The following is a 25315-nucleotide window of genomic DNA, read 5'->3' as shown; positions in this document are numbered from 1 at the left end:
TTGCCGTGACACGTTCCCCCGATTCGGCCTCAGTGGCAAGGAATTTTGAGTTAATCAAAACTTAACGCCCGATTCGCAAACAAATAAATTGCTGCGTGACAATAGTTGCCGGCCGGCAACTCTCGCGCGCTCCACAATTCCTAGGGCGGCGCAAGAAAGGACCGCTACCCACAATTGACGGCGCTCGCGGCGGTGCGACGTCAAACCGCCACGCCGGAACTCCCATCTTGCACGCCTTGTCGGCGAGGTTCTCGACAATCCACGAGCCGGGACGATCACGCCGATCGGTAGTGTTTCGAGCATCACATCATTGCGCCTGAACGGTGCGGCCTTCTTATGACGGGTCCACTCCGGTTTAAAGGCGACCTGAGGAACCTTGCGATTGTCCGCCCAGCAGGACGCGATCCGTTCGGCTCCCTTTGCGCCGCCGCCATGGAAAAGGACCATGTCGGGATGCTTCGCTGAACCTTGTCGAGAGCATTCCAAATGCGCTGATGATTGTTGCAATCAACTCCGCCGGCGAAAGCGATCCGATGTCCGCGCGGCAAGAGCACTTGCGTCTCGGCCAGCTTCTTGCCGTTGAGGAGGTCCTGGCTGTCGACCATCGCAGCGGTCGACGCGCGGTGATTGACCTTTGAACCGGAACGGGGACGCCAGGCGGAGCCCGTTTCGGTCGCATAGAGCTCCGCGAGATGGTCGCGGAAGAGTTCAAAAGCGTTGCGACGTCCGGTGAGCGTCAGTCCTTGCGCGATCAACTCGACGGCGCTTCGCACGCCAAGATGCGGCGTCAGAAGAGGGCAGGGGGCGTGGCTCCAGTTCGTCGTCCCTAGGGCTATAGCCGTGCAAGGCGAGTTCATCGAGTAGATGCGAGGACGGCGATTGTGCTTGGTGATCGGTTCATGGCTTTGGTGCTGTCGCTTGAACCCGCGCCGATCGCGGCCTGACAGCGATCACGCGCCACGGGCGGATCGCGCTGCACTCGAAGGGCCGAAGCAAAGCGAAGAGCGCTTCCCGTCGATTTCTTTGCTCCGCGCGGAATGCCCGAAGCGCGAACGCAGGGCAGGGCAGAGCAGGGCAGAGGAAAGAAGTCGCGGGGAGCGTGCGGCAAGCAAGCCGCTTGTGGCGACATCGCTGCTCTTTCAGGCCGGCACGCGGCCCTCTCGAAGAGCCAATGCCGGGGTGGCAAGGGGAGCGCTCCTCCAACGAACAGCCCTTCGGAGAGAAATGGAGCCAAGCGTTCGCTCCCTGAGGACAATTGCCTCGCACCGCCCCCCGGTAGCGGGCTCCTGCCGCGGCAGCAGGACCACAGCGCCGTCGAGCGGCGTCCGCCGTGGCGCTTAGGCGTCCGAGAAGGGGCAGGAGGTCGGTTCCGGGCTTGGCGGCAGGGGAGGGGGAACGAAGGCGCACACGACTTCCCCGCCGAGGGGCGTTTCCACATAGCGGCCGAGACGGGCAGCTTTGGGCGCTTGAGCGCTCATGGCGGGAGAATGCCCGAGGCGATTATTTAAGCAAATACCGCTTCGCTTAGATAACAGCCTCAAAATTAAGGCGGCGTTTCAGGGGCCGTCGCATGGCCAGCCAATTCGAGAAGTCGCGGCGCCCCGACGGGCTCGTCCCTTAGCAGCGGCACGACGGAGTAGCGGCTGGCATGGTCTGTCGCGACCTTTTCACTTCCGCCAGTTCGTTCTCGGCGCGCTTGCGTAAGAGGGGCGAGCGCGGATGCGCCGCAGCCACGCTGTTATAAGGTTTCCGGCTGATTGACTCGGGCGGGGTGGGATCCCCTGGGCGACTCGAAGCAGTTAGACTGTGTAGTCATGAATCGCTGGAGGCGGGTCATGACGACGATAGCCGCGCATTTGAGCGTCGAGGCGTTGCGAGAGCGGTATGTTTCGAGTTCGGACGCGCGCGAGGCGCGGCATTTTCAGACGATCTGGCTTCTCGCCAAGGGACACAGCGTCGGCAAGGTCGTCGAGATGACGTCGTTCGGTCGGCGCTGGATCGAGCAACTCGCCGCGCGCTACAACGCGGAAGGTCCCGAGTCTCTGGGCGATCTGCTCCGCCGCAACGGCTCTGGGCCAAGCGTGTTGAAGCTGGACGTTCTCGAAAAACTTCGCCTTCGATTGAACGATCCCCCCAGCGACGGCGGCTTGTGGACGAGCGCCAAGGTCGCAGCTTTTCTTGCACGCGAACTGGGGCTGGAGAAGGTCGCCGTTCAGCGCGGTTGGGAGGCGCTGAAGGCTTGCGGCATGTCGATCCAGACGCCGCGTCCGAAAAATCCGAAGTCGGCCGCGCCCGACGAAGCGGCGGCGCTCAAAAAAAGCTCGAAGACGCCGTCTCCGAGGAAGCCGAAAAGCATCCCGACCGGCCGATCGAGGTCTTCGCGAGCGACGAACATCGGCTCGGGCTGAAGCCCGTCACGCGCCGCGTCTGGGCGCCTGTCGGCGAAAGGCCGATCGCGCCGGGCCATCATCGCTTCGATTGGCTCTATGTCGCCGCTTTCGTGTCGCCGGCGACGGGCGAGACCTTCTGGTATGTGCACGACGGCGTGTCGAAGCCGTTCTTCGAGGCGTTGCTCGCAACCTTCGCACGCGAGGCCGGTGCCTGCCATGAGCGAACCATCGTTCTCGTCATCGACAACGCTGGCTGGGGCTGAACGTTCCCGAAGGCGCGCGCCTGGTTTTTCTTCCACCCTACACGCCCGAACTGCAGCCGGCAGAGACGCTGTGGGCGCTCGTCGACGAGCCCATCGTCAACAAGCATCTCGCCACGATCGAGGAGTTGGACGAGATCGTCTCCCGAAGATGCGTCGCTCCCGCCGACGAACGCGACGCCGTCAAGAGCCGAATCGGCTTCCACTGGTGGTCGAAAATCGCCAATGCGAAGTAATCAGCCGGAAATCGTATTATTGATGACCCATGCCCAAGGTTCGATGCCCGCACGGCGCAAATCTGCTTGAAGATTTGCCGCTTCGAGGACAGGCGTCGTTTCCGCCAAGGTGACAAGGAGGATCTTCGTCCGATTCGGGTCCTGAAGCTGCATCATTGGGTCATGTAATGCGCGCCCTTGGCGTCCAGCATCCGCGCGACCTCGCGGTGATAGGCGCCCGTCGCATCCAGGAGCAGCAGCGTGTGGCCGGTCGGCGCAGTGTCCATGACCACGAATTTCTCGCCAGCTTCGCGGATGATGCGCGAGAATGCCTGAAAGACGGCGATTTCTTCCGTGCAGGGAGAGCGCAAATCCTCTTCGAGCAAAGCGCGCCCCTGCGCGTCGAGCTTTGCGCCCTTCGTCCTCAGCACCTCTTGCCGGTAGCGTTCGGTTTCGGCGTGCGGGTCGATGCGGCTGACCATCAGATTGTCGAGCGAACCATGCAGCGTTGACCGAGCGCCGCCCAGTCGCGCCGGGCGTCCTCGATGAGCTTGTCGGATTTCGAGATCCAGAGCGCCTTGCGGCGCCCTTTGAGCCAATTGTCGAGGACGACGCCCGCAATCTGACGGTGACGTGCCCCTGAGAAACTCCTCCATGATCGATTAGAGTCCGGCCTATTGCAGGACGGACGAGATGAAGAAGAAGCGGTTCACGGAAGAGCAGATCATTGGCATTTTGCGGGAGCAGGAAGCGGGCGCGAAGGTCGCCGATCTGGCACGCAAATATGCGGTTTCTGAAGCGACGCTCTACAATTGGAAAGCCAAGTTTGGCGGGATGGACGTCTCCGAAGCCAAGCGTCTGAAGGCGCTCGAGGAGGAGAACGCGCGGCTGAAGAAGCTTCTGGCGGACCAGATGCTCGACGCAGCGGCGCTGCGGGAGCTTCTGGCAAAAAAATGGTAGGGCCCGCCGCCAAGCGCGAAGCCGTCGCGCACCTTGGGGCCGTCATGGGCCTTTCGGAGCGTCGGGCCTGCAGCATCGTCACCATCGACCGCGCGACGGTCCGCTATGCGCCAAAGCGGCCGGCGGATACGGAACTGCGCGAAAGACTTCGGGAGCTCGCCAACGCGCGCCGCCGCTTTGGCTATCGGAGGCTGTTCGTCTTGCTGCGTCAGGAAGGCGAGCGTTCGGGCAAGAACCGCATCTACCGGCTCTATCGCGAGGAAGGACTCACGGTGCGCAAGCGCCGCGCCCGCCGCCGCGCTGTCGGAACAAGGGCGCCGATCCTTATCGAGCCAAGGCCGAACGCACGCTGGTCGTTGGACTTCGTGCATGACCAGTTCGCCTGTGGCCGGCGGTTCCGCATCCTCAACATCGTCGACGACGTGACGCGCGAATGCCTGGCGGCGATCCCCGACACGTCGATCTCGGGCAAGCGTGTCGCTCGTGAGTTGTCGACGCTGATCCGGGGGCGCGGCAAGCCGGGAATGATTGTTTCCGATCATGGGACGGAGTTCACCTCGAACGCCATCCTTTCCTGGGCGAACGAAAGCAAAATCGAGTGGCATTACATCGCGCCGGGCAAGCCGATGCAGAACGGCTTCTGCGAGAGCTTCAACGGACGCATGCGCGATGAGCTTTTGAATGAAACGCTGTTCTTGGGCCTCGACCACGCGCGGGCGAATATCGGCGCCTGGGTCAACGACTACAACCACGCATCAGAACACCCATCTGTCTATGTCATTGAGTTGAAGAGGCTTTGCTGGTCGCGGTTGGGTCCCGCGGGGTATCTGGTGTTTCGTCGGGCGCGTTCTGCAATCGATTTTGCGGCGTCCGTCAAGAGTTCGACCCGTGCGAAGATCCAGGGACCGTCGCTCAAAGGGTGGCGCGCGTCGATCTCGCCGGCCTCGGCCGCCAGCCGCAGAGTCTTCGAAGCAATCTTCAGGACGCGCGCGGCGTCGGAGAGATTGAGCCAAGGCTCGACGCCATCGGCGGCGGCTTTGAACACCGGAATGCGATGATGCGAACGCAACGAGGTGACGCGCTCGCGGGTCCAGCGATTGCCGTGGCCGGTCTGGAGCCCGTTACGATTGAGAAAGCCGGCGATCAAATCGTCGCTTGCGATCAACGCCAGTTCGCGTACGGCGGCAATGATGTCGGCGGGTGTGCTGTTGCGCTGTCCGCGCCGGCGCTTGGGCAAGCGAAGCTCGCTGTGCGCGCCACCCGTCCAATGGACGGCGATGACGATTTCGGAAGCGTCGTCGTCGATATCGGCCACGACTTCGTGGATCAGCGTGCGCGCGATGCGCTTCTTCAATCGCGCGTCCGTCGTCGGAGCCGACCAGACCGTTTTGAGGTTCGCTCCCAGCAGGGCAAGCGCGGCTGGATCGATCGTCGGCGTCGGAGAAGCCGTCTCGTGCGCAACAATCTTGCTTTCAAGGTCGGCGACGCGGACAAGTGCAGTATTCCAGCGCGCCTCGAGTTCGCCGGCGACTAACCGATTGGTGGGGTCGGCGGCGTCATACTGTCTGAAGGCGCGATCTGCGGCGTAACGCGCTGCCTCAAGATCGCGGCCGAGAGCGTCGCGCACTTGATCCCGCCGCTCAACAGCCTCCTCGGTTGCGGCGATCGCCGCGGCAATGGCGCCGGGGCCGACCACACCGAGAAGCGCTTCTTCGATAGCATCGTCGACGCGCAAGCCCCCGAACGCGATGCAGCGCGGCTCGCCATTATCCATCCAGCCGCGCGAGCAGCTGTAACGCGGGATATGATGACGTACCCCGGTATAGCGCAGCGTCAGTTTGCGTCCGCAGCGTCGGCAACGGATCAGACCGGCGAGCAGGGCGTCGCCATGTTTGGGCGCTCCATGATGCCGGCTGCTTGGAATATTGCTGGAGACCATCGTGCGGATCGCTTCAAACCTCTCCCAGCTCACATAGCCGTCGTGGGCGCCGGGCTTCAGTGCGAGCCAGTCGGCGCGCGCTTTGCGGCGGATTTGCGCACCGGCGCTGGCGCCGTATCTATTCGTCGCCGCCGTTCTACCATAGGCATAGGCGCCGCCGTAGACCGGGTTCTCGACCATCCTGTGAAGAGTGGCGTAGTTGGGCCGTCGCCAGGTCGTTTCGCCGTTCCTCTGCTTTACCGGCAGGTCGAGCTTGTGCTCATGGAACCAAAGCAACGCCTGTCGCGCGCTGCCAAGTTCCTCGATTTTGTCGAACACCAACGCGATTGCCGCTTGCACGCGCCGATCCGGATCCTTCTCGTATCGGTCGTCGGCCTTCACAAAGCCCACCGGAGCCGCGACGACGAGTTCACCTCGCCGCGCCTTCGCGTAACGAGCGGAAAGCGAGCGCTGGCGCAGAAGATCGAGTTCGTATTCATTAAGGCTCCCTTTGAGCCCGAGCAGCAAACGATCGTCGCCGTGCCGAGGCGCATAGACCGTCTCCTGATCCACGAGAACCGTGTCGACGACACGGCACATCTCGATCAGCTGTTGCCAATCGCGGCTATTGCGGGCGAAGCGCGAGACTTCTCGGGCGCAGACGGCGCCGACCTTGCCGAGGCAAACCTCGGCGACCATCCGTTCGAAACCGGCGCGTTGCACGCTGCCGGCAGCCGAGCGGCCGAGATCCTCGTCGATCACTTCGATGTTGGAGAAGCCCAGCGCCGTGAGCCGATCGCGCATCGCGTATTGCAGCGCGCCGCTCTCGCGGTTGTGCAGGACCTGGTGGGCTGATGATTGGCGCACATAGAGAATCGCCTTCCGTTCCAGATGGTGACAGCCGATCTTCTCAGCGATCATGACCGTCTCCCATTGTCTTTGTCCGCACATGCTCCAGGATCAGCCGCGTCATCAGGTCGACCAGTGATTGGCGCGCATCCTTTGGCAGGTCGAGCCAACTGGGCGCGCCGGCGGCCGACTGGCGCGCGAACAAATCCATCTGCTGTGCAGCGAGGCGCTTGCGCCGATCCCCGCTCACCGATGCCGTCGTCTTCCGCGCCATGGGTCTCTCCCTGATTCTGGTCGTGAGAGACTCTGGATGCGCTCGGAACCGGGGCTTTCGATGATGGCGCCGTATCCTTCAACACCTGATCCAGCAGGGAGGATAATGCGTTGAGCGCTTGCAGACTGACGGCGGGGACGGAAGTAAAGCTGACTTCTGACGCGCATGCAGCGCGATCGAACATCCACGCGGGGACCTCGAGCAGCCGCTTGACGTTTGAGCCGTCGACTGAGCACCGGAACACGACGCCATCGATCTTGTCGATAGCCTCATGGATGAAAACTTCGCGCCCGAACCACGGATGAAGCCGATAGAGAACCTCCCCGCAGGCGGTCCTGTGGGCGTTCTCAAGCCCCGTTCTACAACCATCGACGCCCGCATTCTTCGCTCGGCTACGCGACGCCGGCGGAATATGCGGCCAATCTCACCGCAACAGGCGATCGGCTGCGCAACCCCGACCAGCTCCGCCGATCGCCTGTTGCTACATCCGCGCCCTCGGGCGTATCAAACACCGCGACTCTAATTGCCGCTGGATGAAACTTCAGGGGCAGGTCAACGGCCCTTTCCGGCGCCCGTGCCGTCGACGTCGAAAGCCCACCGCCTTTCCGGCGTCGTCCGGCGCGACAGCAACCATATCGAAGCTTTCGTTGACGAGGAACGAACCGGCGAGATGACCGCCATGAGCCTCGCCAGCGTAAATGACGCTCTCGAGCTGCGCGTCGGAGAGAAGTCCGGACTCGATGACGCCCTTTGGCAGATATGCGGCCGATAGGAGGGATTTGGCGGTGCGATGGACGCCATGGCGGCGGATTGGACTCAGACACAAGACTCGGCACGGTTCGTTCACTGCACGTTCGACAAAGGCTCCCGAAAATTGCCACTGTCGCCGTCGTTTAGGACGCTGATAGTCTCTCGCGCTGGAGAGTGTGGAACTCGCGGGGAAATGATCTGTAGAGACGGGGCTCGAAACCGCGACCTCCGGCGTGACAGGCGAGCGGTTTCGATGATAACCGTAAGAAATTCAAAATTCAGATGCCCCTAAAAAAACCTATTTTGAAATGGTTAGCGATGCGCTTCTGATGCAACGTCGCCACCCGACGCGCGTTCGACGTCGCCGCCCTCCGTCGGCACCTGCGCGATCGTGTTCACCACTCGCGTCCTCCACTCCAATCTCGACAATTAAGGGGCTCATTCCGAGCCGTTGAGCGCGTCGAGCGCGCGTTGCAGAATGTACTCGCTGGGCCGGTGGGCTTCCGCGCCGCCCGTGTCACGAGGCGTTTCCTGTGGAGGGGCGCCTCCGTCCTGCTCGCCCTGTGCAGTTTTCGCGCTCGGGCGCTCCGATGGCGAGCTGACGGAGCGGCGCCGCGGCAGAGGCGCTCTCTTGGGCGGCGATTGTGGGGAACCAGCAAGGGGCTCACCCGGCGTCTCGCCGCGAGCGTGAGCGATCTTGCCTGATCTTCCGGGAGTTTCTTTTGTCGACCCCGCCGCAGGAGCTTGTGGGGGCTCCTGCGACAAGAAAGCGCCCGTCGGGAGAGCTGGCGCGTTAAAGCTCGCCATTGGCTGCGCGAGCTGAGCCGCCGCCGCAAGCGGATCCTGTACTTGCTGTGGCGAAGCGGTAGGAGGGCGGTTCGCTTCGCTCGCCACCGGTCCGCTCTCGCTGGGTGGCGACGCCTCGCTTGCGTCTTCGACTTTATCCCGAAGCGCCGAAGATAGCTGCGGGTCGCCGGCCGGCATGTCCCGGGGCATAGCCTGCGCTTGCGTCTCCTCCTGCTCCAGCTCGGACGTCTTTGGCTCAAGGTTCTGAGCCGTCTCCCCCACGCTGTCAAAAGCGAAGCTTGCGGCGAGCGCCGCCAATCCAAGGACAATGACGATCGCCGACGCTCCCAAAAGATAGCGACGTGATATGACGTTGACGGCGGCCGCGGATGTCGAAAACTGTTCCTCGTGCTCAGGAAGGAAATCTTCCAGCTCGTCCTCATCATTGCGATGATCGCGCATAGCATCTGATGGATCGGCCCCAGGCGACAGCGCCATCTCCGCTCTTTCCGCGAGGATGTCCGCAGAAGCCGTCTGCCGACCGTGCCCTCGCGGCCCCAAACCTTTGATTTCCGAGCCCCGCCCCTGCAGCGGAGGAGTCGGTCTTCGAACCCGTCCGTCGGGAGCGGCATGCGCCCCCCGCCCGCTCGCAAGATCGGCCGCCCGCGCGGGAGCCTCGACGCGCCTTTCGCGAGGGAACTCGACCTGAGGATTTTTGCCGGCGCTGGCGATGTGTGGGTCGCGCACCAATTCCTGCAACTGGGCGATAGTGCGGCGGCGCTCATCTTCGTTCATGCATCCGTCCTTCAAAAACGCGCGGCTGCGCTCTGCGGCGAGGCCTTTTGACGCAGAACGCCCGGGGCAGTTTGCGCCAGTCTCGCACGGAATTGTGGCTGATTTTGCGGCCGGCCGCGTCACGCAAAGAACTCGGCCTCGGGGAGATCAGCGATGGCCGTGAACGGAATCAAACGGTGCACAGACGACCGGCGGCTCCCACCGCCGCCGGCGCTGCGGGTCGGTCAGGATTTCGGCTTTCGGAAAAGAACCAGTCATAGACACGGCATTACTCCTTACCCTTATCTTAAGGGTGGGCCGTGTCCGGGCAATTAAGGGGCTACGTCAGAGAACCTCCCCGCAGGCGGTCCTGTGGGCCTTCTCAAGCCCCGTTCTACAATCATCGACGCCCACATTCTTCGCTCGGCTACGCGACGCCGGCGGAATATGCGGCCAATCTCACCGCAACAGGCGATCGGCTGCGCAACCCCGACCAGCTCCGCCGATCGCCTGTTGCTCCATCCGCGCCCTCGGGCGTATCAACAAACAGATGGGGTGATTGGTCTTGGCCGAGGTGTGATGAAGGCGGCTGCTCCTGTCGAGATGTGAGAACGTGGTCGGTGTCGAATGGCCACGAGCATCGGGAAGGAGCAGCCATGAAGTATTTTGCCGGACTGGACGTGTCATTGGAAGAGACCGCGATTTGCGTGGTCGACGAGACTGGCCAGATCATGAAGGAGGCGCGCGCGGCCAGCGAACCGGAAGCGCTCGACGCTCTCCTTTCGAACCTTGGCCTGCCGCTGGAGCGTTTAGGATTGGAAGCTTGCTCGTTGACGGCATGGTTGCATGGTGAGTTGAAAGCCGCTGGGTGGCCGGCGATCTGCATCGAGTCGCGACAGGCGAAGGCGGCCATGGGCGCCATGCCGAACAAGACCGATCGCAACGATGCGCGCGCGATCGCCATGCGGACTGGCTGGTTCCGCGCGGTGCATGTAAAAACATCGACTTGCCGTTCCTGGCGTTCGCTCTTGGTCGCGCGCCGGACGGTTCTCAACAAGATGCGATCGATCGAAAACGTGGTTCGGGCCATCATGCGCGAAACCGGCCTCAAGCTCGGAACTCCGGCGCGAAGGGACTTCGTCGTCCGCGCCCGAGAGCTGATCGAGGACGAGCACGGCTTGGCGCGCATGATCGAGCCTCTGCTCGAAATTCTCGGCACGATGCTGCGTGAGTTCGCAAGATTGACCAAACAGGTTCTCGACATCGTGCGGGACGAGCCTATTTGCCGCCGATTGATGAGCGCTCCGGGCGTCGGTCCCCTGACGGCTCTCGCTTTTCGAGCGACGATCGATCAGCCGGAAAGATTCCGTAAATCGAGGGATGTCGGCGCTCACTTGGGTTTGACCCCACGACGCTATCAATCCGGCGAAACGGACATCCAAGGGCGGGTCAGCCGATGTGGCGACGAACTGGCGCGCACGGCTCTTTATGAGGCGGCGCATTCGCTGCTGGTTCGCAGCAAGAAGTGGTCAATCCTGCGCGCATGGGGCATGAAGATCGCCAAACGTCGCGGCCTGGCGAGAGCCAGGGTCGCCATCGCCCGCAAGCTCGCGACCATCCTCCATCGGATGTGGGTCGACGGCGCCGAGTTCCGGTTCGAGAGTGAAAAGGCCGCTGCAGCAGGCGCCTCGAAGATGATCGCCGCGACCGCAAGGGATACCTTTCGTCTGCTGAACGTCCTCCAGCGAGCGCGGCGGGATGGGGTCTCTACGGAGGCCGAGCGGAAACGCTTCCGCGTTCGCTTTCACGGCACAGGAAACAACTCGATCCGTTCTGTTGCGTCGCGAGAACGATCTACAGTGCGATAGAACTGCGGCCGAACCTTTAATTAGGCGTGCTTTCGTTTGCCCGCGATATTGAAATCTTATCGAACCAAATTTCTCCGTTGACTAATTGTTCCGAGGGGGACCGCGCCGCTAGGCTAAGCTGTACCATTTGCGCGGAGCAACCGGCTTCTGGCACGACGAATGGAAATTCAAAGGCGCGCCAATTCGGGAACGACCCGCGAACCATTTCACTTGTGCCAATTGTAGACCCGCCCATACACTTGACGCTCCACTGCAGGCCGCGAGGTCCCGCAACCTCGCCCATCAAAGATCCCTTGAGCAAATATGAGCCTGGGGCCAGAACTACGGCCTGGGTCACGCGGGGAAACTCTACCCGGCCTGGGCCGAGCTCTATTAAAAGCGCATGAGCTCTAGGGTTTTCAGGCCTCGGCGCAAAATTGACGACAACGTTACCGCCGGCGGGCCACTGCCAATCGAAGGGGGCGCCTGACGGACGCATCTCGAAATCGCCGTTGAATAAGAACCCAGCAGACTCAAATTCCTCTGGCGCTAAAAATTGCAACCAAACGTAATAGCCAAGTTCATATAGCTTGTGACTGAATAGAAACGTCTGATAAGCGTTAAGCTCTTTCCTGGTCGGGGGCGCCTTACTATCTTTAAGATTCAAGAGCAGATGAAATGGCGCGCGCGCGTCAGTGAGATACGGTCCTAGCGCGTTGAAGAACGAAGGTCTCCAGCGTGGATTGGCGGAGAGAAGCCTTTCAACTTCTTGCTTGGCGAATTTGTCTTCCGCCATATGCGCCAAAATTGGCATCGCACTGCTCATTCGACTTGTTGATCGCAGGAGCACGTCCGCGTAAAAGGCCGCGCCTGCATAATTCTTCCTTTCGAAATTTCTCCGCATCAACCAGTCGACAGCTAAACTTTCGTCGAGCGAATGACGCGTGGCGGCCAGCATGAATTTCTCCGCCTCTTGGGCGGAGCCTTGAAGTTCGGCAATTTGTCCCAGCAACCGGTAGGCTTTCGATGGAAGCGGATCGTTAGCGACCGCTGATTGAATTTGCCTGCGCAATATCGTTAAACGCTGCGGCGTGAGTCGGGGTCGATCAGCTGTATTGCCATTGCGGTCCTCTGAAGAATTGATCTCCGCGTCAGCGACAGTAACGAGCGATCTCGCCTCGTTGGAATTCAGGAACAGCGCAGATCTCGGCGCTGTCGTGGCCAAAAAAGCTGCGACGCTATGGACAATGATTAACCAACAGAGCGCTAGTGCAAGGAAGGCAAAAACCGTTAGTCGTATTGGCTTCAACCGAACCCCTACACGCTCCCGAGGGGAGGGAGGCGGTTCCATGCCGGCATAATCATGGGGCACCCAGTCTTTTAGCATCAAATTACTCTCGTTTTTAAGCCTGTTTCATCGCCGTAAACACGGGCCGAACACGAAGTCTGCCAATTCACGCCAAAAATTGATGGCGCCCCTTCCATCTGGTGAACGCCGCTTTCGGCCGCCGCAAGTATCGACCATCGGCAGCAACCCCATGCCTTTTCGCCGATCCGGATTTGTCTTTTGATCTCGCTTTCGACGAGAGGCATTCGGTGCCCACAACCGCGCGTCCAATTTGGCGTCGTAGGCGCTGCGACGCTCAGGCGTTTTGAGGTCATTCCACGCTTGAGTGACACGCAGCAAAAACACGGATTGCATCGTGTTCTGGCAGACGTCTGAATGCAACCACTTGCACAGATATCCTAGATTTTGACGCAGTTCAGCGGCGGTAGCGTTCCGTTGGCCCCCGAGCACCCGGTAGCTATCGGAATGCGGCGCTAGCATCACTTGTTCGATGTAAAACTCCGCAGCCTGACGTAGCCTTTTAGGGGACGCTTCGGTCCATGCTGCGGAGCTATTGACCGTATTCGGGTCGTCTACGACGATCCGCAAGAGCAAAACAATGTCTCCTGGCAGAGGACTCTCTCGCATGTAGCGACGACGCGAAGGCAGCGCCAATAGATCGAGCGCCGCCCTGACCGCAGAGATGTCCTCATGATGCCGCTGCAGCGCCACTGTTCAGCTTCCGAGGATGTTCAGGCTGCTTCTCGAGCTTCTCACTATCAGCCGCCATCTCGGCGCCATACCCGTATCCATACTCATACCCATACCCATACCCATACCCATAGGCAGAGGTCGCGGCAAACTTGTTAAGGATCATACCCAACGGTCTTGCCCGCGCCAGGCCAAGGCGCTTCAGAGTGCCTCTGACCATATGAGTTCGTCCCTCCCCAGCTGCGATAACAAGCAGTGTGGTGCTGGTCATATTTGCGAGTATCAACGAGTCCGCCATTCCCATAACGGGAGGACCGTCGATAATAATTAAATCAAAGATCTCGCCGCCCACCGACAGCAAAGAAGCGAATCTCGGTCCGTGGAGCAATTCAACGGGATTCGGCGGCAGCGGGCCTGATGTCATGGCATACAGGTTCGTCTCTTCAATTCGACGAATTGCATCGCGGACTTCGCAATTGTGCGTCAGATAACTGCTGAGCCCAATGCTGTTGTCCAAACCAGTCTTCTTGTGGAGCGATGGATTACGAAGATCGGAGTCCAGGAGAAGCACCTTAAGGCCAGTCGCGGCGAAATGGTGGGCAACGCCCAATGCAACACTTGATTTTCCTTCACCGGGTCTGGAACTCGTAATTAATAGCGTTTTGGGAACACCATTTTCCGTAGAGTAATGCAACGAAGTGCATAACGATCGGAACGACTCTGAGATAGGCGAGCGGAGATCCTCGCACGCCGCTTGAAAAGTCTGCGGCGGCTTGGTCTTAGGTATAACGCCCAGAAGCGTCAATCCCGATGCCAACTCGGCCTCGACGGGCGAGTAGATAATATCATCGAATTGTTCGAGCGCGAAAGCGCCCCCAACCCCGAGGACTAGTCCAAGTGCTAGGGAGATCAGAAAGGCCTTAGGTATGTTAGGCGAACTAGGACTAACTGGCAGCTGAGCTTTATCGACGATAAATACGTTGTTTGTTCCAACTCCGCTCGCCACATCCACTTCCTTGTAACGCTGCAGCAGATTCTCATAGAGAGAACGAGTTGTCTCCACCTCGTGCTTCAGTATATTATACCTGATGCTACGCTTTTGTAGGTCAAGCGCTTCTGTGCGGAGCTTCTCGATTCGTTGTTTCATGTCTGCTTCTTGACCAAGCGAAGCATCGTAGGCGCCTTTGAGGGACGACTTTATCATCTTTGTCTCAATACCCAACTGACGGTCGATCTCCTTGATTTTGTTATTGAGCTGAATCATAGCCGGGTAATCTGCACGGAATGTATCCGATTTTTCTTGGTATTCGGCGACAAGTTGCCCGCGTTGGCTTCGCAAGTCCCCGATTGCTTTGTTCGTTAATATCTGTGGCAAATCGAACGCTGAGGCGTTTTGGGTCTGTCGCCACAACTGTTCGTTCTTGATGCGCTCGCCGATAACGGCGCCGAGAGCAGCGTTGGCGGCGGTTAGCTCGTTCTCCGTAATTGATGCTTTATCAGTCGTCGCAATAATCTGCTCCTTTTCTGCGAAGGCGATCATGGCCTTTTGGGAATCCTCAAGACGATGTTTTATTTGTACGAGCTGATCTTCAAGGAACGATTTTGCGTGAGCATTAGCCTGAAATCGTTTATCAAGGTTGGTTGCGACGAAGGCCTCGCCATAAGCATTGGCAATTCTCTGCGCTCGTTCGGGCTGCGGATCAGTGTAACTTATATCAACGAGCCTTGTGCCTGGCGCCAGCTTGATTAAAAGACCGTCAAGAATCACCTTCGCGGCTTCGCGCACACCATCTCTACTCCCAATTTTGCCATTCTCGCCAGAACCTTCTGCCCTCGACGCGGAAGCGGGCTGTCCTGACAAGTCACGCGAAAAGTGGGTCAGCGACGCCACCCGTTCTGCAAGGTTGTGACTTTTGAGCAGTTCAATCTCTGTTGCAAGATCGGCCGCGTCGCTTTCGTGCAATCCGATATCATCCCCTTTGAACATCTTCGGCGCGGAGCGCGCGATCTCCAGTCGAAGAGACGCAGTGTAGAGTGGTTTTTTCAAGAGGGTCCACAGCAGTCCGGAAAGCAAACACGCAGCAATGCAGCCACCGATCAACCATTTTCGCTTACTGAGAATGCGCCAGATTGCGCGCAAATCCATGCCGGCGAGCGCACCGGCAGTCTCGGCGAAGCTTCCTCCGCTCTCGCGGTAACCGTACCCCGGCAACTCAGAACCACGGGTCTGGACCATCGAGTTTTTTGCCAACGCGCTGTCCTGCGTAGACAACGCGCTGCTATGATGGTCACTCATATCGTACCTTCCCCGTGTCGATGGCGCCCCAGCGATCGGGCGATAAAAGTGCTATTTCTGCGACAGATGCGTCTGACGTGAAGCCTTCAAAGGATGGCAACTGCATAGCCCGCTATTGGCAGCAGTCGCATCAATGCATTGAATCCCGACTTCGCCATAGAATCGTCGACGACGATGACATCGCCGGGGCGCACCTGCGGATCGCGTTCCGTTCCGCCGTGAATGGCGGCAATATCAAACCTAGTGGCAGTGCGCGCGCCATCAGCCGTTCGGAAAATGACGACATTGCTCGACGCCGTCGCTCGATCCAACCCACCGCTCTTGGCGATCACCTCCATAAGAGTGTGATCGCCTCGCAGGGTGACCACCCCTGGGGTTTTTACCGCTCCTTCTACGGTAACCCTCTGACTGTTGTATTCTTTAACAAAGACAGTTACTTGCGGAGATTTCATATAACGGGCGTTGAGGCGCGCCTGAATTTCCTTCTCGAGTCGAGAGGGGCTCTTCCCCGCAGCCGGCACCTCACCTAGAAGAGGCAAATTGACGACTCCATTCTCGTCGACCTGCACCGTCTGGGTGAGTTCCGGCGCCTGAAACACGGCGATAGCCAAAACATCCTGCGGGCCTACCAAATAGCCGGCGTTTCCGGGAGTGGAGGCTGCGACGTGCTCTGCCGCTACGCGCGCGAGTTCCGCGCTGTCTCCAGCGGCCAAACTCGACTGCGGAGCAAATGTGGAATTCTCTCCCGGAACCCCGTTGCAGCTACCGAGCTGTATCAAGCAGCTCAACACAAAGATCCGCCGTGAGGCCCTTAGAACCCCACCACCGAAAAATTTCGAATTACGAACCCCCATAGCGCACCTCAAAAAAGGAATCGACTAACCGTCCAAACCGCATGTGCCAAAAAAGATAATCAGGTTGGGACAATGTCGCTCCTGCTGTCTGCGTTTCGTCGCGTGTCCTTTTGTGAACGCCGCATTCCTTGACGTCCCATTTTCGCGAATTGATCCTTAGCCGAGAGTCAGTACCTTACATCCGAACATACAGCTCGGCACTCCTAAATACCCAAAAATTGACAAAATGATGGAGCAACTTAGCGTAGTGCGCGTCAGAATAATTGCGCTCGGTTGCGCCAATGATGGGGGCAGACTGTTGCGCGGGCGCCACACTGGAATGGAAAACGCATGAGTCGCGCCTCGTTCCCTTGCTAAGTGCCGCATAGCTCGGTAGAATTTTTCCCGTGACGGTTTGCAAGTCGCTCGAGCTGGCGATTGAAATCATTGCAGCTCATCGTCTGATCAGAGAAAGGAAGTGTAATATGAGGCCTAGCAAGATCTTCTTTTTGGCTGCTCTGCTTGCCAGCAGCTCCGCCAATTCGGCTTCGCTTCGAGATGTAACCGGAGACGTCTGGGTTGGTCGGGAAAATGGGTTTACCTCTGTTCGCGGCTCAGCCGACGTTGCTCCGGGAGACAAGGTAAAAGTTGGCCGCAAAGGGGTCGCCCGTCTGGTCTATCCCGATGGCTGCAGCGTGAATGTCCACGCAAATTCGCTGACGAGAGTGTCGAAGCATTCGCCTTGTTCGTTTAACGCTCAAATTATCGACCCGTTGGGCCAGCCTGACGACGACCGTAAATGGGGCGCTGTTGGCCTGGGGATAGCGGCTGCGGGCGGTGGCATTGCGGCCGGACTCCTAGCTACCGGGGGCGGCAGCACTCAGTACGTGCCAGTCCCCGTATTTATTCCGGCGAGCCCATGAAGTCTGCCATGTCGGCCCTCAGGCCGACTTGGTTTTTTTTTCTCTCCGCGACAAACCTTCTGTCCTGCCTCTTGCTTGGAGGCGGGACAAAGGGCGGTTTTCTTTCTGATGCGATTCTTGAGCTATGTTCAGTTCCTCTGTTTCTCGCCGCACTCTGGCGTCTCACGGATGCTGCCTACGACCGCGCGCTTCGCTGGGCCTTGACGTTTTGCGGCCTCATCGGAGCCTTGGTATTAGTTCAACTGATCCCATTGCCGCCAGCGATTTGGACAAAATTGCCTGGCCGGGAAGCTGTCCTCAGCTCTCTTGAGCTCCTTGATCGGCGTCCATTGTGGGCGACCATCAGCATGGCTCCGGAAGCGTCTTGGTTGACCGCGCTCTCCCTATTGCCGCCTGCGGCGGTGTTTCTTTCTGTCCTGACGCTCGACTGGCGAGAGCGCAGGTACTTGAGCCTCTTGGTCATCGGGGTCGCCGTGATGAGCGCCTTTCTCGGATTGATGCAGCTCGCGCAGGGCTCGAATAGTTCGCTGCGGCTTTTTCAGATAACCAATCAGAGTTCCCCGGTTGGTTTTTTTGCCAATCGGAACCACTTTGCGGCGTTGCTCTATTGCGCCTTCTTGTTGTCGGCGGCGTGGGTCCCGACTGTGGTCGGCGATCTGCAATTTCCCTTCCCTGGACAAGACCGCCGCAAATATGACACAGCGCCCTTGATAGCGGGGTCTGTTGCAATAATAGGGACGCTCCTCGTGCTCGCCGCCGCAGTAGTTATGACGCGCTCCCGGGCCGGGCTTGTTTTGACTTTTGTAGCGGTCTTGGGAGCTTTGGCGCTGCCGAGCAGTCCGCTCCAAAGGCAAAAGCCGAAAATTTCGGTTACCCTCTGGGCAATGATCGGCGTGGTTGTGCTCGCATTGCTCTTTGTAGGCGGCTCCGAATTGCTAGGAGCGCTTGATCGATTTGACGTCAGTCCTCTGGCCGACGAACGAAAGATATTTGCCCGCGTCACTTTTGAGGGCGCCAAGACTTTTATGCCAGTCGGAGCTGGACTCGGCGCGTTTGTCGCAGCCTATCCGATGTTCGCTAGACGCGACGACCTGGTCCCGGGCACCTACGCCAATCATGCCCACAACGATCTGCTTGAGTTGTGGTTGGAGACTGGGATTGTAGGTCCTCTGCTGCTTGGGTTTTTCGTTTACTGGCTTCTTCGAAGAGGCATAACCGCGTGGGGACCTTCGAACCCTGGGCCTCTCCCGATCGATCGATCCTTAATCCGAGCTGCAGTTTTGATTGTTGCCTTGCTTCTTGGCCACTCACTCGTCGACTATCCATTGCGAACTGCCGCAATGATGGCGATCCTGGCGTTTTCCTGCGCCTTGTTAATCAGGCCTACCGTCACGCGTTCGGTTTTCAGTCCTTCACTCAGCAGTGTCCGGCGTCAGAGCCATTGAGACAAACTGGGCGGATTGCTGAAAGGAGGATTTCTGGCTCATCGTAACCGTCAGGAAGTGAAGATGAGCCAGAAATCCGATAGCCCGAAACAGTCGTCTGAACGGCTTGTGAGCGATATTCGCCGCGCGACTCGCCGGCATCATTCGGCCGAAGAGAAAATCCGCACCGTTCTCGATGGCCTGCGCGGCGAGCACAGCATCGCCGAGCTGTGCCGACGCGAAGGCATCGCCGAGAGCCTGTATTATTCCTGGTCGAAAGAGTTCCTCGAAGCCGGCAAACGGCGTCTTGCCGGCGACACGGGGCGGGCGGCGACGACCGGCGAGGTCAAGGATCTGCGACGGCAGGCCAAGGAGCTGAATGAAGTCGTCGCCGAGCAGGCGCTCGGATTGCGACTGCTTAAAAAAAGTATGATCGCGGATGGGGGAGACGAGGAATGAGATATCCCCAACCGAAAAGCTGGAGATCATCCGCCTTGTTGAGCAGTCGCATCTGCCGGCAAGTAAGACGCTGGACAAGATCGGCGTCGCACGTCCGACATTTTGCCGCTGGTGCGATCTCTATCGGTCCGGCGGATTGGAAGCTTTGGCCGACAAGCCGTCCCGACCTTCGCGCGTTTGGAACCGCATCCCCGATGAGAAGCGCGATGAGATCGTTCAACTGGCGCTCGATGAGCCGGAACTGTCGCCGCGGGAGTTCGCAGCGCGCTTCGTCGATACGAAAAACTATTTTGTGTCAGAAGCTTCAGTCTATCGCCTACTCAAAGCGCATGATCTGATCACGAGCCCGGCCTTCATCGTCGTCAGGGCGGCGGATGAGTTTAAGGACAAGACCACCGCGCCCAACCAGCTCTGGCAAACGGACTTCACCTATCTGAAGGTGATCGGCTGGGGCTGGTTTTATCTCAGCACCATTCTCGATGACTTCTCACGCTACATCGTCGCCTGGAAGCTGTGCACGACGATGAAGGCTGAGGACGTGACCGAGACGCTGAATATGGCGCTCGAAGCATCCGGCCTCGATCAGGCCCATGTCGTTCATCGGCCGCGTCTGCTCTCGGACAACGGCTTGTCCTATATCTCGGGCGATCTGGCGACATGGCTCAACGATCATAAAATCGAGCACATTCGCGGCGCGCCGTTGCATCCACAGACCCAAGGCAAGATCGAGCGCTGGCATCAAACGCTCAAGAACCGCATCCTGCTCGAAAATTATTATCTTCCGGGCGACCTGAAGGCGAAGATCGGCGCCTGCGTCGATCACTACAATCATCGCCGCTATCACGAGAGCCTGAACAACCTCGCGCCCGCCGACGTCTACTGCGGACGCGGCGCAAAAATCCTGCGCGAAAGAGAAAGGATCAAACGCATCACAATCGAGAATCGACGCTTGCAACATCAAATGACCGCCGCTTAAACTCAATCATCAGGTGAGCCGCGTCCTCCAATAAATCGCAGCCCAGCCTGTCTCAAATCATTCGACGACGGACAACGTTAGGGATCCGCACGGAGCGCAGCGGAGATAGAGCTGCGATCCCCGCAGGGAGGTGCCACAAACTAACCATCTTGTTCTTCTTCATTTCGATTATATTTTAATCGAAATGATGGCGGGTGATAAAGATGGCTAACGAGACGAAGGTATTGACCGCGCATGTCCCACTGGGACTCGCGGAGAAAGTTGAAGCAATGGCCGCCCGGCTCGAACGCTCTCGCGGCTGGGTGATGAAGCAGGCGCTCGCTGCCTGGGTCGACCAGGAGGAGGAACGTCACCGTATGACGCTCGAAGCCTTAGAGGATGTCAATGCGGGCCGGGTGATCGACCATCAGGCGATCCAGGCATGGGCCGACAGCCTTGGAACGGATAAGCCGCTGCCCTCGCCAGTCAATTGAAGATCCAGTGGACCAGCAAGGCGCCGTCGGACCTTGTGCGACTGCACGAGCATCTAAACTCGGTCGCCCCCGAGGCGGCGACGCGCGTGGTCCAGCAGCTCGCCCACGCGCCGGAGCGGCTACTCGATTATCCGCGGATCGGCGAGAAGCTGGAAGCCTATGTGCCGCGTGAGGTCCGCCGGATTATCGTCGGCAATTACGAGATGCGCTACGAGATCGCGGCCGAGACCATCTTCATCCTGCGTCTCTGGCATTGCCGTGAAAATCGCAGCTTCGAGTCGGAGGAGTAGCGGCAATGGCACCCCGCTTCGCGTGGAGGAAACCCCGACGGTCATGGCGACGGCCCGCGCGCCGCGCTCTATCTCGCGTTCCACCGGCCGAGAGGCCGAGAGCGACCTGTCAATTCCCGATCAGCGCCGCTAGATCGAAGGCTATTGCCTGTAGCGCGGCTGGGAGGCCGCGGCCGAGTTCCTCGAACCCGGTGATACCGCGACCGATGATCGTCGCCCCGCGTTCCAAGCGATGATCGACGCGGCGCTACAGAAGCCGTCGCCATTCTGGAATCGCCGAGGCCGGGCAGCGTGTCGCGAAGATCAAAAAGATGCCGGAGCGACCCGATCCAGCCGAGACGGTGCGGCGCATCTACCGGATGGCGCTGAATGGGGTCAATAACAATGGACCGATGGGCCTAAACGCCATCGTAACGTGGCTGAATGCACACAACATCCGCACTCGCGACGGCGGGCGAGCGTCAAATGCGGATTTTCAGAGATCTGGGATCTTCTATGTCGTCCCTGGAGCGGGGTCAACGCGACGACCGTTTCGATAGAATCGCGGTCGATGTTGAAAGGCCGCGCGCCCGTTCCAGAATTATTTTGGTCTCATTGAGGCGAGTTTCGAGGCCTCGCAGCGCGCGGCGATTCATTCGACCGCGGCATTGGACAGAGCAAAATGGCTGCTCGGCGGTGTTGTTATCCAGAACGGCAGCTAATCGCACCTGCCGCAGAATCGATGGCGAACGCATACGCCGAAATACCGGTCATCTTGGAGCATCGCCTCGAACAGCTCGAAGCCGCCACTCTATCTTAGCGCGAGGAGTGTAATACGCCGACGCGACCATAGAGTCGTCTCAGTTTGATATGGGTTCCCTCTCCGCTTGTCGCGCGCAGCAATCGCGCAATTCAGGCCATCGCGCGCGGCCAAGCCAAATTCTTATGCAGCGCCATGACGTTGTTCTGCCACATAGTCCGCGTAAACGGCTTGAGCGCTGACCGCCGCCTTCGCAATAAAGCTTGCGGGCGTGAAGGCGCGATTTCAGGGCGGAGCGATAGCGAAAAGCGGGGCTTTGATGAAATTATTGATCACCGGGGGCGCGGGGTTCATCGGCTCGGCCGTTGCGCGCGCCGTCATCGGCAAGAGCGTCGATCAGATTCTCGTTCTCGACAAGCTCACCTATGCGGGAAACCTCGCATCGCTGCGGCCCATCGCCGACAATCCCCTTTTCGCCTTTCTTCAAGCCGATATCTGCGACGCGGTGGCGGTCGCGCGCGCCTTCGAGGATTTTCAGCCTGACATCGTCATGCATCTTGCCGCCGAAAGCCATGTCGATCGCTCGATCGACGGGCCGGCCGCCTTCATCGAGACTAATGTCGTCGGCACATTTGTCATGCTGCGGGCGGCGCTCGACTATTGGCGGCGGCTTGATCGCGCCCGCGCGCGCGCCTTCCGCTTCATGCATATCTCCACCGATGAGGTGTTCGGCGCGCTCGGCACGGAAGGCCTCTTCTGCGAAGACACGCCCTATGCGCCGACGTCGCCCTATTCGGCCTCGAAGGCGGGGTCGGATCATCTCGTGCGCGCCTGGCGCCATACATATGGTCTTCCGACGATCGTCACCAATTGCTCCAACAATTATGGTCCCTATCATTTTCCCGAGAAGCTCATTCCGCTCACCATCATCAACGCGATCGAGGAGAAACCGCTGCCGATCTACGGCCGCGGCGAGAATGTGCGCGACTGGCTTTATGTCGAGGACCACGCCTCGGCGCTGATGCGCGTTGCGCGCGAAGGGGAAGTCGGCGAATCTTATAACGTCGGCGGACGCAACGAATGGCGCAATATCGACGTGGTGCAAGCGATCTGCGAACTCATGGACGAATTCCGTCCGCGGCGGGCCGGACCGCATCGCGATCTCATCGCCTTCGTCGCCGATCGGCCGGGACATGATCTGCGCTACGCCATCGACGCCTCCAAGATCGAACGCGAACTCGGATGGCGGCCGGCTGAGCGGTTTGAAACCGGTCTTCGCAAAACCGTGCGCTGGTATCTCGATAACTCGGATTGGTGGCAAGCGATCCGTTCGGGGACATATCGCGGCGAGCGCCTCGGTGTGCTTACCGAGCAAGATGAAGAAGCCGTCGCCTGACGCGCGACAGGGGGACTGTTTGTTTGAAGATCTCGAGCTTCCTGGGCTGAAGCTCGTTACGCCTATAAAATTCGGCGACGAGCGGGGCTTCTTTTGCGAAACGCATAACGAAAAGACCTGGGCGAACGCCGGATTGAATTTCGACTTCGTCCAGGACAATCACTCATTGTCCCGCGACGTCGGGACGGTGCGCGGCTTGCATTACCAGACCGCGCCCTTCGCGCAGGACAAGCTCGTCCGCGTGATCAGTGGTCGCATACTCGACGTCGCCGTCGATCTTCGACGGTCTTCGCCGACGTTCGGGCGTCACGTTGTCGTCGAGCTTTCGAAAGAGAACTGGCGTCAGCTGTTCATTCCCATCGGATTCGCGCATGGTTTCGTCACGCTCGAGCCCGATACGGAAGTCATCTACAAAGTTACGAATTTCTATTCGCCGCAGCATGATTGCGGCGTCGCTTGGGATGACCCTGACATCGGGATAGCGTGGCCGGCCGCCGCCGGAAGCGCCGTGCTGTCGGACAAGGATCGCAAATGGCCGCGGCTGCGTGATCTGGCGGAGGTTTTTGCGTAAAGTGGGCAAGATGAAGCGCATCGCCGTCACCGGGCTCACGGGCCAGGTCGTCAGCTCCCTCATCGAGCGCGCGCCGAGAGGCGTCGAAATGCTCGCGCTCGGCCGTCCGCGCTTCGACCTCTCCTCGCGCGACATGGTTCTCGCGTCACTACGCAGCGTGCGCTGCGACGCGATCGTCAACGCCGCCGCTTACACTCAAGTCGACAAGGCCGAGAGCGAACCCGACGTCGCGATGCGCGTCAATGGCGCGGGCGCGGGCTTCGTCGCCGAAACCGCCGCCGAACTGAAGGTGCCGCTGCTGCATCTTTCGACCGACTACGTCTTCGATGGAACGCTCGATCGGCCCTATCGCGAAGACGACGAACCCGGCCCGACCGGCGCCTATGGACGCTCGAAGCTCGAAGGCGAAAAGCAGATTGCCGCGCGCTGCGAAAATTCGGTCATTTTGCGCACCGCCTGGGTTTACAGTCCGTTTGGAGCGAATTTCGTCAAGTCGATGCTGCGTCTTGGCGAGACCCGGGACGAAATCGGCGTCGTCGCCGACCAGATCGGCAATCCGACGAGCGCGCTCGATATCGCCGACGCGCTGCTCGCCATCGTCGAAAGGCTGGTCGACGATTCCGATCCGAGCCTGCGTGGCGCTTTCCACATGACCGGGGAGGGCGAAGCAAGCTGGGCGGACATGGCGGACGCGATCTTTGCCGCGGCAGAGAGGCAGGGCCGCAAGCCCGTGCGCGTCAAGCGCATCGCCACCGCAGACTATCCGACGCCGGCCCGCCGTCCAGCGAATTCACGGCTCGACAACGCCAAGCTCGAAGCCGGCTACGGCGTCGCGCTGCCCAAATGGCGCGACTCCGTCAACGCCTGCGTCGCCCGATTAATTCCAAACTGAATAGGATTCTCATGCGTGGCATCATTCTCGCTGGAGGAAGCGGCACAAGGCTGCATCCGATGACGCTCGTCACCTCGAAGCAGTTGCTTCCCGTCTACGACAAGCCGATGATCTATTACCCGCTCAGCACGCTGATGCTCGCCGGCGTGCGTGAGATCCTGATCATCACTACGCCGGAGGACCTGCTTTCCTTCAAGCGGCTGCTCGGGAGCGGCGCGCAATGGGGCCTGTCGCTGTCTTACGCCGTGCAGCCGCGGCCGGAGGGGCTGGCGCAGGCCTATCTTATCGGCGCCGAATTCGTCGATGTCGAACCCTCGGTGCTCATCCTTGGCGACAATATCTTCTATGGCCATGGCCTGCCGGAAGTATTGAGCGAATCGTCGCGCAGTTCGGCCGCGGTATTCGCCTATCATGTGCGCGATCCGGAGCGTTACGGCGTCGTCGAATTTGATTCGGCCGGCCGCGCGATCTCAATCGAAGAAAAGCCGACGCGCCCGCGATCGAATTGGGCCGTGACAGGCCTCTATTTTTACGACGAACGTGCGCCGGAATTCGCGGCGCAACTGAAGCCTTCCCCGCGCGGCGAATTGGAGATCACTGATCTCAACCGCGTCTATTTGGAGCTCGGCGAACTGCAGGTCGCTCGACTTGGCCGCGGATTCGCCTGGCTCGACACCGGCACGCCCGAGGCGCTGATCGAAGCGAGCGAATATGTGCGCGCCATCGAGCAGCGGCAGGGACAGCGCGTCGCCTGCCTCGAAGAGATCGCCTTCCGAGCGGGGTGGATCGACGCCGCGCAGGTGCGCGCCGCCTCGTCTAGACTCTCCAAGAGCGGTTATGGTCAATATATCTCGCAGGTGCTCGCCGAGACAGAGCGGGAGTTCTCGCCGGTCGCATAGAGCGGCGAAGCCGCGGCGCGGCGCAGCTCAGCGGCGATGATTTTGGGATCGAAGCGACGCCTCGCATCAGCCGGCGGCGCCGA

The 25315-nt window shown here is 59.8% G+C and carries 18 protein-coding genes and 8 pseudogenes; 13 read left to right on the top strand and 13 right to left on the bottom strand.

Annotated features, from left to right (window positions below; genetic code table 11):
- Nucleotides 1-205: 205 nt before the first annotated feature.
- Together NEI07_RS18300 and NEI07_RS19800 are read right to left on the bottom strand one after the other, a co-directional pair.
- Nucleotides 206-755 (bottom strand): annotated as a pseudogene (locus tag NEI07_RS18300) (DUF2493 domain-containing protein); the annotation flags it as partial.
- Nucleotides 756-1283: 528 nt separating this feature from the next.
- A pseudogene (locus tag NEI07_RS19800) lies at nucleotides 1284-1478 on the bottom strand (Fic family protein); the annotation flags it as partial.
- A 357-nt stretch (nucleotides 1479-1835) separates the two neighbouring features.
- Between NEI07_RS19800 and NEI07_RS18295 the strand changes: the two are divergent.
- Nucleotides 1836-2408 carry a helix-turn-helix domain-containing protein gene (locus NEI07_RS18295; protein WP_256036598.1) on the top strand — a complete coding sequence of 191 codons (573 nt, stop codon included), beginning with the start codon at nucleotides 1836-1838 and terminating at the stop codon, nucleotides 2406-2408.
- Nucleotides 2369-2653 carry a transposase gene (locus tag NEI07_RS19640; protein ID WP_328516992.1) on the top strand — a complete coding sequence of 95 codons (285 nt, stop codon included), beginning with the start codon at nucleotides 2369-2371 and terminating at the stop codon, nucleotides 2651-2653. The genes NEI07_RS18295 and NEI07_RS19640 overlap by 40 nt, the downstream gene beginning before the upstream one ends.
- A gap of 233 nt (nucleotides 2654-2886) precedes the next feature.
- On the opposite strand, the gene NEI07_RS19845 is transcribed toward NEI07_RS19640, so the two are convergent.
- From NEI07_RS19845 to NEI07_RS19635, 3 genes and pseudogenes are all read right to left on the bottom strand, one after another.
- Nucleotides 2887-3039 carry a hypothetical protein gene (locus NEI07_RS19845; protein ID WP_456152484.1) on the bottom strand — a complete coding sequence of 51 codons (153 nt, stop codon included), beginning with the start codon at nucleotides 3037-3039 and terminating at the stop codon, nucleotides 2887-2889.
- Nucleotides 3039-3347, bottom strand: a complete 309-nt coding sequence (locus NEI07_RS19840; RefSeq protein WP_456152485.1) for an ArsA-related P-loop ATPase — start codon at nucleotides 3345-3347, stop codon at nucleotides 3039-3041. Before NEI07_RS19840 ends, NEI07_RS19845 begins: the two co-directional genes overlap by 1 nt.
- A 29-nt stretch (nucleotides 3348-3376) precedes the next feature.
- Nucleotides 3377-3493: pseudogene (locus tag NEI07_RS19635) on the bottom strand (strawberry notch-like NTP hydrolase domain-containing protein); the annotation flags it as partial.
- Between the two features lie 65 nt (nucleotides 3494-3558).
- Here NEI07_RS19635 and NEI07_RS18280 point away from each other — a divergent pair.
- Nucleotides 3559-4598 (top strand): annotated as a pseudogene (locus NEI07_RS18280) (IS3 family transposase); the annotation flags it as partial.
- On the opposite strand, the gene NEI07_RS18275 reads toward NEI07_RS18280, so the two are convergent.
- The gene (locus NEI07_RS18275) at nucleotides 4598-6664 is read right to left on the bottom strand and encodes a recombinase family protein (protein ID WP_256036580.1); all 2067 of its coding nucleotides are present in this window, start codon (nucleotides 6662-6664) and stop codon (nucleotides 4598-4600) included. The pseudogene NEI07_RS18280 and the gene NEI07_RS18275 sit on opposite strands and share 1 nt — an antisense overlap.
- A complete protein-coding gene (locus NEI07_RS18270) occupies nucleotides 6654-6866 on the bottom strand; it encodes a hypothetical protein (protein WP_256036579.1) in 213 nt (70 codons plus the stop codon). Before NEI07_RS18270 ends, NEI07_RS18275 begins: the two co-directional genes overlap by 11 nt.
- A gap of 360 nt (nucleotides 6867-7226) precedes the next feature.
- Here NEI07_RS18270 and NEI07_RS18265 point away from each other — a divergent pair.
- Nucleotides 7227-7403: pseudogene (locus NEI07_RS18265) on the top strand (IS3 family transposase); the annotation flags it as partial.
- An 18-nt stretch (nucleotides 7404-7421) separates the two neighbouring features.
- On the opposite strand, the pseudogene NEI07_RS18260 reads toward NEI07_RS18265, so the two are convergent.
- Together NEI07_RS18260 and NEI07_RS18255 are read right to left on the bottom strand one after the other, a co-directional pair.
- Nucleotides 7422-7682, bottom strand: a pseudogene (locus tag NEI07_RS18260) (strawberry notch-like NTP hydrolase domain-containing protein); the annotation flags it as partial.
- 372 nt (nucleotides 7683-8054) lie between these two features.
- Nucleotides 8055-9197, bottom strand: coding sequence for a hypothetical protein (locus NEI07_RS18255; protein ID WP_256036578.1), 1143 nt, complete (start codon nucleotides 9195-9197; stop codon nucleotides 8055-8057).
- Between the two features lie 635 nt (nucleotides 9198-9832).
- Between NEI07_RS18255 and NEI07_RS18250 the strand changes: the two are divergent.
- A pseudogene (locus tag NEI07_RS18250) lies at nucleotides 9833-10858 on the top strand (IS110 family RNA-guided transposase); the annotation flags it as partial.
- A gap of 202 nt (nucleotides 10859-11060) precedes the next feature.
- Here NEI07_RS18250 and NEI07_RS18245 read toward each other — a convergent pair.
- The 4 genes from NEI07_RS18245 to NEI07_RS18230 form a co-directional block, all read right to left on the bottom strand.
- Entirely contained in the window at nucleotides 11061-12332 is a 1272-nt protein-coding gene (locus tag NEI07_RS18245) for a tetratricopeptide repeat protein (RefSeq protein WP_256036577.1), read from the bottom strand.
- 105 nt (nucleotides 12333-12437) lie between these two features.
- Nucleotides 12438-13082 (bottom strand): J domain-containing protein, encoded by a 645-nt coding sequence (locus NEI07_RS18240; protein WP_256036576.1) that lies wholly within the window; start codon nucleotides 13080-13082, stop codon nucleotides 12438-12440.
- The gene (locus tag NEI07_RS18235; protein WP_256036575.1) at nucleotides 13060-15357 is read right to left on the bottom strand and encodes a GumC family protein; all 2298 of its coding nucleotides are present in this window, start codon (nucleotides 15355-15357) and stop codon (nucleotides 13060-13062) included. The genes NEI07_RS18240 and NEI07_RS18235 overlap by 23 nt, the downstream gene beginning before the upstream one ends.
- 86 nt (nucleotides 15358-15443) lie before the next feature.
- Nucleotides 15444-16070 (bottom strand): polysaccharide biosynthesis/export family protein, encoded by a 627-nt coding sequence (locus NEI07_RS18230; RefSeq protein ID WP_256036572.1) that lies wholly within the window; start codon nucleotides 16068-16070, stop codon nucleotides 15444-15446.
- A gap of 1039 nt (nucleotides 16071-17109) precedes the next feature.
- On the opposite strand from NEI07_RS18230, the gene NEI07_RS18225 reads away from it, so the two are divergent.
- The 8 genes and pseudogenes from NEI07_RS18225 to rfbA all read left to right on the top strand — a co-directional run bounded on the left by NEI07_RS18225 (nucleotide 17110) and on the right by rfbA (nucleotide 25232).
- Nucleotides 17110-18558, top strand: a complete 1449-nt coding sequence (locus NEI07_RS18225) for an O-antigen ligase family protein (protein ID WP_256036570.1) — start codon at nucleotides 17110-17112, stop codon at nucleotides 18556-18558.
- Between the two features lie 63 nt (nucleotides 18559-18621).
- Nucleotides 18622-19972: pseudogene (locus NEI07_RS18220) on the top strand (IS3 family transposase).
- A 203-nt stretch (nucleotides 19973-20175) separates the two neighbouring features.
- Entirely contained in the window at nucleotides 20176-20445 is a 270-nt protein-coding gene (locus NEI07_RS18215; protein ID WP_256036568.1) for a CopG family ribbon-helix-helix protein, read from the top strand.
- On the top strand, nucleotides 20442-20735 hold the full coding sequence (locus tag NEI07_RS18210; protein ID WP_256036565.1) for a type II toxin-antitoxin system RelE/ParE family toxin: 294 nt from the start codon (nucleotides 20442-20444) through the stop codon (nucleotides 20733-20735). The genes NEI07_RS18215 and NEI07_RS18210 overlap by 4 nt, the downstream gene beginning before the upstream one ends.
- Nucleotides 20736-21793: 1058 nt before the next feature.
- Nucleotides 21794-22870: a dTDP-glucose 4,6-dehydratase gene (gene rfbB, locus NEI07_RS18205; protein ID WP_256036563.1), complete on the top strand. Its 1077-nt coding sequence runs from the start codon at nucleotides 21794-21796 to the stop codon at nucleotides 22868-22870.
- Nucleotides 22851-23441 carry a dTDP-4-dehydrorhamnose 3,5-epimerase gene (gene rfbC, locus NEI07_RS18200; protein ID WP_256036562.1) on the top strand — a complete coding sequence of 197 codons (591 nt, stop codon included), beginning with the start codon at nucleotides 22851-22853 and terminating at the stop codon, nucleotides 23439-23441. The genes rfbB and rfbC overlap by 20 nt, the downstream gene beginning before the upstream one ends.
- A 10-nt stretch (nucleotides 23442-23451) precedes the next feature.
- Entirely contained in the window at nucleotides 23452-24333 is an 882-nt protein-coding gene (gene rfbD / locus NEI07_RS18195) for a dTDP-4-dehydrorhamnose reductase (protein ID WP_256036637.1), read from the top strand.
- Between the two features lie 11 nt (nucleotides 24334-24344).
- Complete coding sequence (gene rfbA, locus NEI07_RS18190) at nucleotides 24345-25232, top strand: glucose-1-phosphate thymidylyltransferase RfbA (protein WP_256036561.1); 888 nt, start codon at nucleotides 24345-24347, stop codon at nucleotides 25230-25232.
- The last annotated feature ends 83 nt before the right edge of the window (nucleotides 25233-25315 follow it).

It is taken from the genome of Methylocystis suflitae (genome assembly GCF_024448135.1).
GTDB lineage: Bacteria > Pseudomonadota > Alphaproteobacteria > Rhizobiales > Beijerinckiaceae > Methylocystis > Methylocystis suflitae.
Note: the sequence above shows the minus strand (reverse complement) of the source record. Positions and strands in the feature narration are given on the sequence as shown.

Excerpts from the sequence above, each read along its gene's own strand:
- NEI07_RS18295 (WP_256036598.1), top strand. The coding sequence starts at position 1,836 with ATGACGACGATAGCCGCGCATTTGAGCGTCGAGGCGTTGCGAGAGCGG.
- NEI07_RS19845 (WP_456152484.1), bottom strand. The coding sequence starts at position 3,039 with ATGCAGCTTCAGGACCCGAATCGGACGAAGATCCTCCTTGTCACCTTG.
- NEI07_RS19840 (WP_456152485.1), bottom strand. The coding sequence starts at position 3,347 with ATGGTCAGCCGCATCGACCCGCACGCCGAAACCGAACGCTACCGGCAA.
- NEI07_RS18275 (WP_256036580.1), bottom strand. The coding sequence starts at position 6,664 with ATGATCGCTGAGAAGATCGGCTGTCACCATCTGGAACGGAAGGCGATT.
- NEI07_RS18270 (WP_256036579.1), bottom strand. The coding sequence starts at position 6,866 with ATGGCGCGGAAGACGACGGCATCGGTGAGCGGGGATCGGCGCAAGCGC.
- NEI07_RS18255 (WP_256036578.1), bottom strand. The coding sequence starts at position 9,197 with ATGAACGAAGATGAGCGCCGCCGCACTATCGCCCAGTTGCAGGAATTG.
- NEI07_RS18235 (WP_256036575.1), bottom strand. The coding sequence starts at position 15,357 with ATGAGTGACCATCATAGCAGCGCGTTGTCTACGCAGGACAGCGCGTTG.
- NEI07_RS18225 (WP_256036570.1), top strand. The coding sequence starts at position 17,110 with ATGAAGTCTGCCATGTCGGCCCTCAGGCCGACTTGGTTTTTTTTTCTC.
- NEI07_RS18215 (WP_256036568.1), top strand. The coding sequence starts at position 20,176 with ATGGCTAACGAGACGAAGGTATTGACCGCGCATGTCCCACTGGGACTC.
- rfbB (WP_256036563.1), top strand. The coding sequence starts at position 21,794 with ATGAAATTATTGATCACCGGGGGCGCGGGGTTCATCGGCTCGGCCGTT.
- rfbC (WP_256036562.1), top strand. The coding sequence starts at position 22,851 with ATGAAGAAGCCGTCGCCTGACGCGCGACAGGGGGACTGTTTGTTTGAA.
- rfbD (WP_256036637.1), top strand. The coding sequence starts at position 23,452 with ATGAAGCGCATCGCCGTCACCGGGCTCACGGGCCAGGTCGTCAGCTCC.
- rfbA (WP_256036561.1), top strand. The coding sequence starts at position 24,345 with ATGCGTGGCATCATTCTCGCTGGAGGAAGCGGCACAAGGCTGCATCCG.